The sequence below is a fragment of the Streptomyces sp. NPDC042002 genome (assembly GCF_055588305.1).
Map to the genome: position 1 here is coordinate 42,710 of NZ_JBVJCT010000003.1, position 12,604 is coordinate 55,313.

Genomic DNA, 12,604 nt, shown 5'->3' on the forward strand with positions numbered 1-12,604 from the left:
GCGGGGTGGTTCGGTGACGAACGATCGATCATGCCCGAGAACGGCCGGGCTTCGGAACGCAGTGCATAGGCGCGCGCACAGCGGGTAGGGCTTGCTGCATCGTCTCTTGGAGGGTGCTGTGGAACTTTCCGCGGTGCCCGGCACGCTCGCGAAGCCGTCGTCAGGAGTAGACCGTGCTGCAACCGCCGCATCAGTCCCTGCAGGTAGCTGCCGTTCCGGCCCAGCGGGCGCCAGTGCGGGACAGGGATCAGGAAGCGCCATGGCACACGGAGGCGGTGTGCCGGCGCGACGAAGCCGGCCTGTTCTTCGCCCCCTCCAAGGAGCCGACCGCTTCCCGGCTCTCCCGTGAGGAGGCCGCCAAGCGCGTCTGCGGCCGCTGCCCGGTCATGGTCGAGTGCCGCGAACACGCGTTGCTGCAACCCGAGCCGTACGGCGTCTGGGGCGGCCTCACCGCCGCCGAGCGCCGCGTCGTGCTCGCGCGGCGCCGCCGCCGCGACCTGGAACTCAAGAAGACCGCCCGCGGCACGATAGCCCAGGCCGGCTGACCCACCCGGGGCAGCCGAGCCGACCCCCCGCGCGAAAGCCGGCCGGCCCCGCGCGGGGGCAGCCGAGCCGACCCCGCATGTGAAGCCGGCCGCCCCACTCGCGTGGGCCGACTGTCCACACGCGTGTGGACACCGGGCACGAAGGCGGGCCTCGACGCCCACTGACCCGCCCGCACACGGCTGCCGGGCCGACTCGCGCGCCCCGAAGCCGGCTGGCCGCGCGCGGGGCTCCCGGGCTGACGTACGCGCGAGGAGCCCGGCCGGCTCACCCGCGGGGAAGCCGTCTGGAACGTGAGGGTGGAGCCGGCCCGACTTGCCCGCGGGGAAGCGCACCGGCGCGCGGGTGTGGAAGCCGGGCCTGCCTGCCTGCTGGGGCTCGGTCGGCGTGAGCGTGGAAAAGGGCGCCCCTCCGCACAAGGGGCGCCCCTTCGCGCCTCGCGGCGCCCGGCCCCGTTCGGCCGGCGGTCCTACTTGGCGCGATCGAAGTCGATCGCGCTGTACGCGCGCAGCTTGCTCAGCCGGTGCTCCGACGTGATCTGGCGGACCGTCCCCGACTTGGACCGCATCACGATCGACTCGGTCGTCGCGGTCTCGGAGCGGTAGCGCACGCCGCGCAGCAGCTCGCCGTCGGTGATTCCGGTCGCGACGAAGAAGACGTTCTCACCGGAGACCAGGTCGCTCGTGGTCAGGACGCGGTCGAGGTCGTGCCCGGCGTCGACCGCCCGCTGCCGCTCCTCGTCGTCCTTGGGCCACAGCTTGCCCTGGATGGTGCCGCCCAGGCACTTGACGGCGCAGGCCGAGATGATGCCCTCGGGCGTGCCGCCGATGCCGAGCAGCAGGTCGATGCCGGTGCCCTCGCGCAGCGCGAGAATGGAGCCCGCGACATCGCCGTCGGAGATCAGCTTGATGCGCGCGCCGGTCTCCCGGATCTCCTTGATGATCCCGTCGTGGCGCGGCCGGTCGAGGATGACGACGGTGACGTCCTCGGGCGTGACCCGCTTGGCCTTGGCGACCCGGCGGATGTTCACCGACACGGGCGCGTTGATGTCGACGAAGTCGGCGGCCTCCGGGCCGGTGACGAGCTTGTCCATGTAGAAGACCGCGGACGGGTCGAACATGGTGCCGCGGTCGGCGGCGGCCAGCACGGCGATCGCGTTCGTCATGCCCTTGGCGGTGAGCGTGGTTCCGTCGATCGGGTCGACGGCGATGTCGCACTCGGGGCCGGTCCCGTCGCCCACGCGCTCCCCGTTGAAGAGCATCGGGGCCTCGTCCTTCTCCCCCTCGCCGATGACGACGACGCCGTTCATCGAGACGGTGGAGACGAGGGTGCGCATGGCCCGGACGGCGGCGCCGTCGGCGCCGTTCTTGTCGCCGCGGCCGACCCAGCGGCCCGCGGCCATCGCGGCGGCCTCGGTGACACGGACGAGTTCGAGGGCGAGGTTCCGGTCGGGGGCTTCCGACGGGACTTCGAGTTCGGAGGGCAGATGATGCTCGGTCATCGAGACGCACCTTTCTGATACGACGACGGCCGGATGAGGGTGATGTCCCGACTCTATCGCCAGGCTTACAAAATGAGCAGGGGGGCCCACGGATGAGCAGGCCAGGGCACCTGAGACGATAGGTCCGTGGCAGGTATGAAAGGCAAGCAGTCGGTCCGGGACATGATTCTTTCCCTGGGCCTCATCGGGCTCATGGCGGGCGTTATCTACATCTTCATCCCGCATGACGACTCCAAGCCCGATCTCCAGCGTGTCGACTTCCAGGTCGAGCTGCTGACGGCTCGCCGCGCGGCGAGCTATCCCGTGGCGGCGCCCGAGGGCCTGCCCTCGGCGTGGAAGGCGACCTCGGTGCGCTACGACGGCAGCGAGTTCGACGCCTGGCATCTGGGCTTCCAGGCTCCCGACGGTCAGTACGTGGCGGTCGAGCAGTCCACTCAGCGGCCCGCCGTGTTCATCGACACGGCGAGCCAGGGCGCGCGGCAGACGAAGGCCACCCAGCGCATCGGCGACCGGACCTGGCGGCGCTACGCGGGCGACCACTACGACGCCCTCGTCCTGGAGGGCAAGGGCTCCACGACCGTGGTGACCGGCACGGGGTCGTTCGGCACGCTGGTGAAGATGGCGCAGGCACTGAAGACGTCGTAGACCGAGGTCGTCGATCCCGCACACGATCGTTGGTCCCGCGTGCAACGAGAAGGGCCCCCGGCCGTAGGTAGCCGGGGGCCCTTCTCATGCGGGTGCGGGGTCGAACAGTGGTGCCGGTGGAGCCGCTGGTCAGACGGTCGTGATGACCTGGTCGGCGTCCAGGCGCGGGCCGCGCGGGAACCAGGCGTCCTCGCCCGGCTTGCCGATGTTGACGATCATCAGCGGGGTGTGGTCGTCGTCCAGGAACTCCTTCTGGACGCCGGCGAGGTCGGCACCGGTCATCGGGCCCGCGGCGAGACCGGCGGCACGGACGCCGATGATGAAGTACGCGGCCTGGAGGGCGGCGTTCATCGCGGCGCTGCCCTCGCGGACCGGGCGCTCGGAGAAGAAGAGGTCCTTGGCGGCGGGGAAGTGGGGCATGAGCGTCGGCAGTTCCTCGTGGAACTCGTTGTCCGCGGCGAGGATCGCGACCAGCGGGGCGGCGGCGGTCTTCGCCCGGTTGCCCTCGGCGAGGTGCTGCACGAGGCGCTCACGGGCCTCGGGGGAGCGGACCAGGGTGATGCGCAGCGGCGACTGGTTGAAGGCGGTCGGGCCGTACTTGACCAGGTCGTAGATCGCCTGCACCTGCTCGTCGGTCACCGGCTCGTCGGTGAACGTGTTGGCCGTGCGGGCCTCGCGGAACAGCAGGTCCTGAGCGGTGGGGTCAAGGACGAGAGACATGAGGAACCTTCTCGGTATGTGCGGTGGATCCCGGGAGGATCTGTTGGCGAGTACGACAGTACGACGAAGAGGTTTAAAGTTCAACCAAAAACGGGGCGTCGTGATCCGCTTCACAGACACGGGATCGGAAAAGGGAGGCTGTCGCGGCCGTTACGCGGAGCCGCTGGATACCTGGATACTCGGAGCCGCTGGTTACGCGGAGCGGAGCCGCCGCTTACTCGGAGCCGGTGTCCTTTTCCTGCGGCTCCTCCTCGGCCAGGGCCGCGTCCAGGCGGGCCCGGGCGCCCTCCAGCCAGCGCCGGCACACCTTGGCCAGCTCCTCGCCCCGCTCCCAGAGCGCCAGGGACTCCTCCAGGGTCGTACCGCCCGCCTCCAGGCGGCGTACGACCTCGATCAGCTCGTCCCGTGCCTGCTCGTACCCGAGCGCCTCGTCCACCTTGCTGGTCATGCGCCCACCCTATGCATCGACTCGAACCGTGAACTCACCCTCGGCGACCCGCGCCCGCAGCGTCTCGTCCGCCGCCACCTCGGCCGGGTCCCGGACCACGGAGCCGTCGTCCTTCTGCAGCACCGCGTACCCCCGCTGGAGGGTCGCCGCGGGGGAGAGGGCCACCACGCGCGCGTGGGTGTGCGTCAGCTCCGAGTCCGCGCGGTCCAGGAGATGCCCGACGGTGCGCCGGCCCCGGTCGAGCAGGGCGGCGACCTGGTCCGCCCGCTCGTCGATCATCCGGTGCGGATCCTCCATCGAGGGCCGGGTCAGCGTGTGCGCGAGGCCGCGCTCCTCGCGGTCGACGAACGACCGCACGCACCGCCGCGCCCGGTCCCTCAGGAACCGCACCCGCTCGTACTCCTCGCCGACGTCCGGCACGACCTTCTTGGCGGCGTCGGTCGGGGTGGACGCCCGCAGGTCGGCCACATGGTCGAGCAGCGGGTTGTCGGGCTCGTGTCCGATGGCCGACACGACGGGCGTACGGCAGGCCGCGACCGCCCGGACGAGCTGCTCGTCGGAGAACGGCAGCAGATCCTCCACGCTGCCGCCGCCGCGCGCCACGACGATCACGTCGACCTCGTCGAGCGCGTCCAGCTCCTTCACCGCCTGCACGACCTGCGGTACGGCGTGGACGCCCTGCACGGCGACATTGCGCACCTCGAAGCGGACGGCGGGCCAGCGGCGCCGCGCGTTCTCCAGCACGTCCCGCTCGGCCGCCGAAGCGCGCCCGCACACCAGCCCGATGAGCTGCGGCAGGAACGGCAGCGCCTTCTTGCGGTCGGCCGCGAACAGTCCCTCGGCCGCCAGCGACTTCTTCAGCTGCTCAAGACGGGCGAGGAGCTCGCCCACGCCCACCGGCTTGATCTCGACGGCCCGCAGGGACAGCTGCCCGCGCGGCGCGTACCACTCCGGCTTCGCGTGGACCACCACCCGGGCGCCCTCGCTCACCACGTCGGCGACCGCGTCGAAGACCTGCCGGTAGCAGGTCACGCCCACCGAGATGTCGTACGACGGGTCGCGCAGCGTCAGGAAGACGACGCCCGCGCCGGGGCGCCGCGACAGCTGGGTGATCTGCCCCTCGACCCAGACGGCGCCGAGCCGGTCGATCCATCCCCCGATGAGCCGTGACACCTCTCCGACGGGCAGCGGAGCGTCCGCGGACGTGTTGAGAGCCATGCGCCCGAGCGTAGTGGCCACCACCGACAACGCCCGCACGCCCGGCACGAGCCGGATGGGACCGGCCCCGGTGGCGCCGGCCGTCCCGAGCACCTCTCCGAGGAGGCGATCCCTGGCCTGCCGGGCGCGGCCTTACGATGGGGGCATGACTGCTTCGCCTGGCCGCCGTGTCCTGCTCGCCGCCCCCCGTGGCTACTGCGCCGGCGTGGACCGTGCCGTGATCGCCGTCGAGAAGGCCCTGGAGCAGTACGGGGCCCCGATCTATGTCCGACACGAGATCGTCCACAACAAGTACGTCGTGCAGACCCTGGAGAAGAAGGGCGCGATCTTCGTCGAGCGGACGGCGGAGGTCCCCGAGGGGTCCATCGTCATGTTCTCGGCGCACGGCGTGTCCCCCGTCGTCCACGACGAGGCCGCCGCGGGCAAGCTCGCCACGATCGACGCGACCTGCCCGCTGGTCACCAAGGTCCACAAGGAAGCCGTCCGCTTCGCGGGCGAGGACTTCGACATCCTCCTCATCGGGCACGAGGGCCACGAAGAGGTCATCGGCACCTCCGGAGAGGCACCCGACCACATCACCCTGGTCGACGGCCCCGAGGATGTCGCCAAGGTCGAGGTCCGTGACCCCTCCAGGGTGGTCTGGCTCTCCCAGACCACCCTCTCGGTCGACGAGACCATGGAGACGGTCGACGCCCTGAAGGAGAAGTTCCCGCTGCTCATCTCCCCGCCGAGCGACGACATCTGCTACGCCACGCAGAACCGCCAGCTCGCCGTGAAGCAGATGGGCGCGGAGGCCGAACTGGTCATCGTCGTCGGATCGCGCAACTCCTCCAACTCCGTGCGCCTGGTCGAGGTCGCCAAGCTCGCCGGTTCCCGCGCGGCGTACCTCGTGGACTTCGCCGACGAGATCGACGAGGCGTGGCTGGAGGGCGTGAGCACGGTCGGCGTCACCTCCGGCGCCTCCGTCCCCGAGATCCTCGTGGAGCAGGTCCTGGAGTTCCTGTCCGAGCGCGGCTTCGAGGACGTGGAGATCGTCAAGGCCGCCGAGGAGTCCATCACCTTCTCGCTCCCCAAGGAGCTGCGCCGCGATCTGCGTGCCGAGGCCGCCGCTCTGGTGGAGCAGCGCACCGGTGGTACGCCCGGGAAGTGACGGTCAGTCGTACGACGTAACGTGGGTCCATGAAGATCTTCGGTGTGGACATTGGCGGATCCGGGATCAAGGGTGCCCCTGTGGACCTTGATCGCGGGGACCTGGCGGAGGAGCGTTTCAAGGTGCTCACTCCGCACCCTGCGACGCCCGACGCGGTGGCCGACGGCGTCAAGGACGTCATCGGCCACTTCGGCTGGACCGGCCCGGTGGGCATCACCTTCCCGGGCGTGGTGACCGGCGGTTCCACCATCCGTACGGCGGCCAACGTCGACAAGGCCTGGATCGACACCGACGCGCGCGCCTTGCTCGGCGACCGGCTGGGCGGCCTGCCCGTGACCGTGCTGAACGACGCGGACGCGGCGGGCGTCGCCGAGATGGAGTTCGGGGCGGGGAAGGGCCGCCGGGGCACGGTCATCCTGCTCACCTTCGGCACCGGCATCGGCAGCGCCCTGTTCATCGACGGCGAACTGGTCCCGAACACCGAGCTGGGGCACCTGGAGCTGAACGGCCACGACGCGGAGACGCGCGCGTCCACCAAGGCCAAGGACGACAACGAACTGACCTGGGAGCACTGGGCGCGCCGCGTCACCAAGTACCTCGCCCATGTCGAGATGCTCTTCTCCCCGGAACTCTTCATCATCGGCGGCGGCGTCAGCCGCAAGGCCGAGAAGTTCCTGCCGCTGATCGAGGACATCAAGGCGGAGATCGTCCCGGCGCAGCTCCAGAACAACGCGGGGATCGTGGGCGCGGCGATGCGAGCCGCGCAGCTCGCTCAGTAGCGGCCGACGGCGGTCACGCCGCCGCCCGCGAGGGTGCGGGTGGCGGCGGTACGGGGGTCAGCGGGCCTGCCGGTCGGGCGGCAGGCCGCGCGTCGCCGCCCGCCGCTGGGCGGCCCTGCGGTTCATCAGGCGGACCCTGCGGACGGTCACGACGAGGCCCGCGACCAGTGTCCCGCCGTACAGCCAGCCGGCCTGGAGGGCGAGGCCGGTGACCAGGCCCATGAGGCGGCCGTCGACGCCGCCCCCGCTGTCGTCGGTGATCGGCAGCAGCCCGAAGGTGAAGGCGATCGGCACGACCACGGGGGCGGTCATCAGGTCGCCGGGCCGCACCCACAGCGCGGTCAGCACGCACACCGGCAGGAACAGCACCCCGTAGACCGTCGCCGACCCGTCGAACAGCAGGTGGTCGAGGCAGGCCAGCGCGAACATCGACGCGCCGCAGAACAGTCCGCCGCCGAGCCCGGTCAGCCGGGGACGCGACGTCCGGCGCGTCTCCCGTACCCCGGCGGGCGCGGGACGCCGCGCCACCGGGGCGTCCCGTCGGACACCGCCGCCCGCGGCCCGCCCGGCCTGTGCCGGAACGGGTGCGCCGCGTCGCGGTCTGTACTGGGGGGGACGCGTCCTGTGTTGCTCCACTGGACCAACTTAGGTCGTTTTATGTGTGGAATGGCTCATCGGACACGCCGGAGACCAGCCGAAGGCGAGGCCGTGGAAAGAGCTTGGCCATGCGTTCGATACCTCGCGGGCCGGGGCCGGGTCACGCCGTAGACTGGTGGATCGGCCCGCTCTCCTGGAGGGCCTTTCGCCCATCCTCTCGTACGGGAAGTCGCAACGTGTCGCTCACGATCGGAATCGTCGGTCTGCCCAATGTCGGCAAGTCGACCATGTTCAACGCCCTGACCAAGAACGACGTGCTCGCGGCCAACTACCCGTTCGCCACGATCGAGCCGAACGTCGGCGTGGTCGGCGTCCCCGACGCCCGTCTCACCAAGCTGGCCGAGATCTTCTCCTCGCAGAAGATCCTCCCGGCGACCGTCGACTTCGTCGACATCGCGGGCATCGTGAAGGGTGCCTCGGAGGGTGAGGGCCTGGGCAACAAGTTCCTCGCGAACATCCGCGAGTCGGACGCGATCTGCCAGGTCATCCGCGCGTTCAAGGACGAGAACGTCGTGCACGTCGACGGCAAGGTCTCGCCCAAGGACGACATCGAGACGATCAACACCGAGCTGATCCTCGCCGACCTCCAGACGATCGAGAAGGTCCTGCCGCGCCTCCAGAGGGAGTCGCGCATCAAGAAGGACATCGGCCCGAAGGTCGCGGCGGTCGAGGCGGCCCAGGCGATCCTGGAGCGGGGCGACACCCTCTTCTCCGCGGGCATCGTGCAGGGCTCCGGCAACGAGGAGCTGCTGCACGACCTGCACCTGCTCACCACCAAGCCGTTCCTCTACGTCTTCAACGTGGACGAGGACGAGCTGGTCGACGACAACTTCAAGGCCGAGCAGAGCGCCCTGGTCGCCCCCGCCGAGGCGATCTTCCTCAACGCCAAGCTGGAGGCGGACCTCGCCGAGCTCGACGAGGAGGACGCGAGGGAGCTCCTGGAGTCGGTCGGCGTCGAGGAACCGGGCATGGCCACCCTGGCCCGCGTCGGCTTCAACACCCTCGGCCTGCAGACCTACCTGACGGCAGGCCCCAAGGAATCCCGCGCCTGGACGATCAAGAAGGGCGCCACCGCCCCCGAGGCCGCCGGTGTCATCCACACCGACTTCCAGAAGGGCTTCATCAAGGCCGAGGTCATCTCCTTCGCCGACCTGGTGGAAATGGGCTCGGTCGCCGAGGCCCGCGCCAAGGGCAAGGCCCGCATGGAGGGCAAGGAGTACGTCATGCAGGACGGGGACGTGGTGGAGTTCCGCTTCAACGTGTGAGCGGATGAAATAACACCACGTCGCTGATGTGGCAAACAAGCAGATCAGAAGGGGCCGGGCTCTCAAGAGCCCGGCCCCTTCGCCCATACCGTGCTGGTTCGGTGCTGGATTTTCTGATGATTAGTCACCTCTGCTGGGCCCTGAGGATGGAACCGCACGAACGGGATCGGTAGTCACGGGCGCGTGCACGACCTGTTTTCAAAACCGGTGCTCCCCGACTGGGGTTTTCTCGCGCTGGTCGTTCTGATCCTTGCTCAAGATATTGCCGGGCCTGAAGTTGCTCGGTTCCACATGCTGTGGGATGAAGCGGCAATTGGAGAGCAGAAGGATGTGTCCAGCGATAGTACTGAAGGCGCTAGGACGGCTGACGCTACCGATGGAACACCGGCTTCCTGGGGTGACGACGTAACTCGTGCGTTTGCAGATCATGAAGATGCTGTAAAGCAGGCAGCTTCGGCTCACGCTACTCAGCCGATAAACTCTTCGAGGAGACCATGGGCGCCACCCCTTGCGGCTTCCCTGGGCGCCAGAAGGAATCTAGGGCGCTGCCGGTACTTCTTGTACGTCGATGCCGGCATGCCAACGTTCGCCGAAGCGATCGCTGCCATGGGCCTCGCGCCGAACACGCGCGAGACGCTGCGCAAGAACTTCATGCGGCCTGAAAATTTCTCTCTCAGTATGCTGCACAAGTTTGTTGGAGCACTGTCGGAAATGGCGCCTTATCAGGATCCCGAGCACATGGTTCCTGTCATCACGGCGCTTTGGAACAGCGCTCAGTGGGAACGGAGTAGTGAGACGGAACGGCGCCCGCATGTAGGTGTGGAAGGCTAAAGGTTTGCCTCTGCTGGGCCTGTGCTGGATGTTCAGACGCTGGATCAGTCGGGATCAGGTGTCGTAAACGGTGGAGCGATGCCCGACGTGGACGACCCACACCACGAGCTCTCCCTTGTCGATCGTGTAGACGACCCGGTAGTCGCCGACCCGCAGTCGACGGCGTTCTGGCTGTGACACGAGTGCGGTGGTGTTAAAGCCGAGGGGGTCACTCTCCAGTTCGGTCAGTTTGGTCAGGATGCGTAGGGCCATGTCGCGAGGGATCTTCCGGAGCTCGGCCTGTGCCTCTGGCCGGAAGACGGTTCGGTATTCACTCACCGCGCGCCAGCGTCTCCCTCATGATGTCCTCGATCGGGATGCCCGGTGCCGGGTTGGCCATGCGTTCGTCGATGATCCGGTTGATCTCGCGTTCTTCCCATTCCTGGTACTTGCGCAGCACCTCGATGGAGACGACGGCGGCAATCTGCTTGCCCCGTCGGGTGATCACGGTGGGCATGTCATCTCGATCGGCGCGCTCCACGACCTCGGCTAGGTGCGCACGTACGTCGCGGATGGACTCTATGGGCAGTGGCTGCGTCATGCGCTCAAGTGTACCGAGTGTGCAATGTGTACACAACTTGCTCCGGGTGGAGCGGGTTGTGCCGTGCTGGATGAGCTGGGTAACTCGTTACCGTGCTGGATAGGTGTTGGACAGCCACTTCCAGTACTGCGTTTACGCAGGTGGGAGCTCTGTACCGCAGATTCCGCTTCAACGTCTGACGTTCCGTCAGGGGAATGGGTGCCGGTCGATGAGGTCACTGGTGGGGTGTGTTCATGCGGCCTCGATGAGGTCGGAGCGGACGGCGAAGCCGAGGACGTCGGCCTGCCGGGTGATGCGGCGCACGGCGTGCTCGGGGCCGTACTTGGTGTGGTAGTCGCCCCCGAGGCCGGTGCAGGGGACGCTGTCGGTGAGGATGTGCCAGACGGCGGTCAGCATGGAATGTTCGAGGGCGACCAGGGCTTTCTTCTTGCCCAGGCGGGGCGCGAGCCGGTGGTGACGGGCGCCGAGGTAGGTCTTCTCCTCGGTGCGCGAGGCGGCCATCGCGGCGGTTCCCCGTGGGGCGTCGAGCCATCGGTTGCCGTGGCGTCGTCTGGTGGAGTGACCTACGCCGAAGGGGATCTCGGCACGCGCAGAGGCGTTGGGCGAACGTCATGACGGTGGCCGTCGCCGTCCCTGTGACCGTGCCCCCGCGGATCCGGCACATCGTGCCGCCCCGCCAGGAGTTCCTGGAGGCGGACCTTCGCTGCGACGACCGGTTCGCGGAGGCGTGATTCACGGAGGTGGGCTCGGCGTTGTTTGGCGGGGGTGTAGCGCCAGCGGGACCAGGGAGCCTCGGGGCGGCTCAGGCGGATCGCGCCGATGATCAGGAGCGGGAGGCAGAAGACGCCCAGCAGACCCGTCCAGTGCTTGCCCTTGAGCAGTGTGATCACGGCGAGTGCGAGGGAGCCCACCACCCCGGCCGCGAGGCCCGCGCCGCCACCGGCGAAGCCGTACAGGCCCAGCGGGCGTAGCCCGGTCAGCACCATGCCGCTGAGCGCGACCGCCGCGAACACCGCGTCGATCGAGGTGCGGCCGCGCTCCGTCCAGTACACGTCCTCCAGGTGCAGGATCAGCGCGAACTCGTCCAGGACGAGACCGCAGCCCACTCCGAAGAGGAGCGCGAGCGCGGCCCGCCACAACAGCATGCTGTCCGGTACGGCGAGCCCGCCGATGCCGGCGGTCACCATGAACACCACGCCGAACACGATGTGGTGGACGTGCAGTCCGCCGAGCCGTACGTTCCCCGGCCACCAGCGTGCTCCCGCCCGGATCAGCCGTACGCTCACCCGGATCCCGACGAAGGCGGCGAGCAGTCCGATGAGGAAGGCGAACAGCGGCAGCCGCCCGGTGGCCACGATGTGCGCGTCGAACCACGGCGGGGGCGGTGCCATCAGGTGCCCGAGCGGTAGAGGTGTTCGGGCCGCCCGCTGTCGCCGTAGCGCAGGGTGAGTTGCAGTCTGCCGCTCTCCGTGAGGACCTTGAGGTAGCGCTGCGCGGTGGAGCGGCTGATCCGTGCCCGGTCGGACACCTCCTGGGCGGAGATGTGCCGCTCGGCCCCGTACTCCTCGACGATCTGTGAGACCAGCGCGGACGTGCGCTCCGAGAAGCCCTTGGGCATGGTTTGTTCGCTCTCGGGCCTGCGCAGCGCACCGAGCATGCGGTCGATGCGGGCCTGGTCCATCTCCGTGCCGTCGTCGATGGTGGAGCGCAGCTGCGCGTACGCCTCCAGCTTGTCGCGCAGGCCCTCGCTGGTGAAGGGCTTGACCAGGTAATGCAGTACGCCGGCGCGCAGCGCCTCGTGCACGGAGCCGGGCCGGCGGTCCGCGGTGACCATGATGACGTCGATGTCGTGGCCCTGGCGGCGCAGCCGGCGGGTCAGCGACAGGCCGCTCTCGTTGGGCAGGTGCTGATCGAGGAGGATCAGGTCGATTCCGCCGCGCTCGACGGCGGCGAGAGCGGGCGCGGCACTGTGCGCGATGCCAGAGACCCGGAATCCCGGTACTTCGGAGACGTAATGAGCATTGATCTTGGCTACGTAGAAGTCGTCGTCGACGACCAGGACATCGATCACGTCGTGTTCCTCCGTTTGCTGTGCGGCTGCGCGGGTGCCTGCCGACCGCCTTCCGGCCCGGTCGTGTCCTCCTGGGCGGGGGGGGGGGGGGCCCCCCCCCCCGCCCCCCCCCGCAGCCCGGCGAGCAAGAGCAACGCGCTCCCTGTCTCGCCTGGTCCCTTCCAATTGCTTCCCTCCCCCCCCGACACCTTCGGGC

General features: G+C 69.0%; 16 protein-coding genes. 6 read left to right on the forward strand and 10 right to left on the reverse strand.

The window, feature by feature from the left end; translation table 11 throughout:
- The first annotated feature begins 173 nt into the window (after positions 1 to 173).
- On the forward strand, positions 174 to 545 hold the full coding sequence (locus ACZ6KY_RS05515) for a WhiB family transcriptional regulator (RefSeq protein ID WP_469309018.1): 372 nt from the start codon (positions 174 to 176) through the stop codon (positions 543 to 545).
- Between the two features lie 467 nt (positions 546 to 1,012).
- Here the strand turns inward: ACZ6KY_RS05515 and glpX are convergent, their stop codons facing one another.
- Entirely contained in the window at positions 1,013 to 2,044 is a 1,032-nt protein-coding gene (glpX, locus tag ACZ6KY_RS05520) for a class II fructose-bisphosphatase (protein ID WP_451808938.1), read from the reverse strand.
- A gap of 126 nt (positions 2,045 to 2,170) precedes the next feature.
- On the opposite strand from glpX, the gene ACZ6KY_RS05525 reads away from it, so the two are divergent.
- On the forward strand, positions 2,171 to 2,689 hold the full coding sequence (locus ACZ6KY_RS05525; RefSeq protein ID WP_469309019.1) for a DUF4245 domain-containing protein: 519 nt from the start codon (positions 2,171 to 2,173) through the stop codon (positions 2,687 to 2,689).
- Positions 2,690 to 2,818: 129 nt separating this feature from the next.
- On the opposite strand, the gene ACZ6KY_RS05530 is transcribed toward ACZ6KY_RS05525, so the two are convergent.
- The 3 genes from ACZ6KY_RS05530 to xseA form a co-directional block, all read right to left on the reverse strand.
- Positions 2,819 to 3,409, reverse strand: coding sequence for a malonic semialdehyde reductase (locus ACZ6KY_RS05530; protein WP_469309020.1), 591 nt, complete (start codon positions 3,407 to 3,409; stop codon positions 2,819 to 2,821).
- Positions 3,410 to 3,623: 214 nt separating this feature from the next.
- Positions 3,624 to 3,857 (reverse strand): exodeoxyribonuclease VII small subunit, encoded by a 234-nt coding sequence (locus tag ACZ6KY_RS05535; RefSeq protein WP_469309021.1) that lies wholly within the window; start codon positions 3,855 to 3,857, stop codon positions 3,624 to 3,626.
- 9 nt (positions 3,858 to 3,866) lie between these two features.
- A complete protein-coding gene (gene xseA, locus ACZ6KY_RS05540) occupies positions 3,867 to 5,075 on the reverse strand; it encodes an exodeoxyribonuclease VII large subunit (protein ID WP_469309022.1) in 1,209 nt (402 codons plus the stop codon).
- A gap of 145 nt (positions 5,076 to 5,220) precedes the next feature.
- On the opposite strand from xseA, the gene ACZ6KY_RS05545 reads away from it, so the two are divergent.
- A complete protein-coding gene (locus ACZ6KY_RS05545; RefSeq protein ID WP_469309023.1) occupies positions 5,221 to 6,225 on the forward strand; it encodes a 4-hydroxy-3-methylbut-2-enyl diphosphate reductase in 1,005 nt (334 codons plus the stop codon).
- Between the two features lie 29 nt (positions 6,226 to 6,254).
- Positions 6,255 to 7,004: a polyphosphate--glucose phosphotransferase gene (gene ppgK / locus ACZ6KY_RS05550; protein WP_469309024.1), complete on the forward strand. Its 750-nt coding sequence runs from the start codon at positions 6,255 to 6,257 to the stop codon at positions 7,002 to 7,004.
- 57 nt (positions 7,005 to 7,061) lie between these two features.
- On the opposite strand, the gene ACZ6KY_RS05555 is transcribed toward ppgK, so the two are convergent.
- Entirely contained in the window at positions 7,062 to 7,532 is a 471-nt protein-coding gene (locus ACZ6KY_RS05555; protein ID WP_469309025.1) for a DUF6542 domain-containing protein, read from the reverse strand.
- Between the two features lie 305 nt (positions 7,533 to 7,837).
- On the opposite strand from ACZ6KY_RS05555, the gene ychF reads away from it, so the two are divergent.
- Positions 7,838 to 8,926 (forward strand): redox-regulated ATPase YchF, encoded by a 1,089-nt coding sequence (gene ychF / locus ACZ6KY_RS05560; RefSeq protein ID WP_469309026.1) that lies wholly within the window; start codon positions 7,838 to 7,840, stop codon positions 8,924 to 8,926.
- Between the two features lie 183 nt (positions 8,927 to 9,109).
- Entirely contained in the window at positions 9,110 to 9,757 is a 648-nt protein-coding gene (locus ACZ6KY_RS05565; RefSeq protein ID WP_469309027.1) for a hypothetical protein, read from the forward strand.
- A gap of 54 nt (positions 9,758 to 9,811) precedes the next feature.
- Here ACZ6KY_RS05565 and ACZ6KY_RS05570 read toward each other — a convergent pair whose 3' ends face one another.
- The 5 genes from ACZ6KY_RS05570 to ACZ6KY_RS05590 form a co-directional block, all read right to left on the reverse strand.
- Positions 9,812 to 10,075 carry a type II toxin-antitoxin system RelE family toxin gene (locus ACZ6KY_RS05570; protein ID WP_126640886.1) on the reverse strand — a complete coding sequence of 88 codons (264 nt, stop codon included), beginning with the start codon at positions 10,073 to 10,075 and terminating at the stop codon, positions 9,812 to 9,814.
- Positions 10,068 to 10,337, reverse strand: coding sequence for a type II toxin-antitoxin system Phd/YefM family antitoxin (locus ACZ6KY_RS05575; RefSeq protein WP_015578585.1), 270 nt, complete (start codon positions 10,335 to 10,337; stop codon positions 10,068 to 10,070). Before ACZ6KY_RS05575 ends, ACZ6KY_RS05570 begins: the two co-directional genes overlap by 8 nt.
- Before the next feature lie 231 nt (positions 10,338 to 10,568).
- Positions 10,569 to 10,838 carry a hypothetical protein gene (locus ACZ6KY_RS05580; protein ID WP_469309028.1) on the reverse strand — a complete coding sequence of 90 codons (270 nt, stop codon included), beginning with the start codon at positions 10,836 to 10,838 and terminating at the stop codon, positions 10,569 to 10,571.
- A 62-nt stretch (positions 10,839 to 10,900) separates the two neighbouring features.
- Positions 10,901 to 11,728 (reverse strand): hypothetical protein, encoded by an 828-nt coding sequence (locus tag ACZ6KY_RS05585; protein ID WP_469309029.1) that lies wholly within the window; start codon positions 11,726 to 11,728, stop codon positions 10,901 to 10,903.
- Positions 11,728 to 12,408, reverse strand: a complete 681-nt coding sequence (locus tag ACZ6KY_RS05590; protein ID WP_469309030.1) for a response regulator — start codon at positions 12,406 to 12,408, stop codon at positions 11,728 to 11,730. Before ACZ6KY_RS05590 ends, ACZ6KY_RS05585 begins: the two co-directional genes overlap by 1 nt.
- Between the last annotated feature and the right edge of the window lie 196 nt (positions 12,409 to 12,604).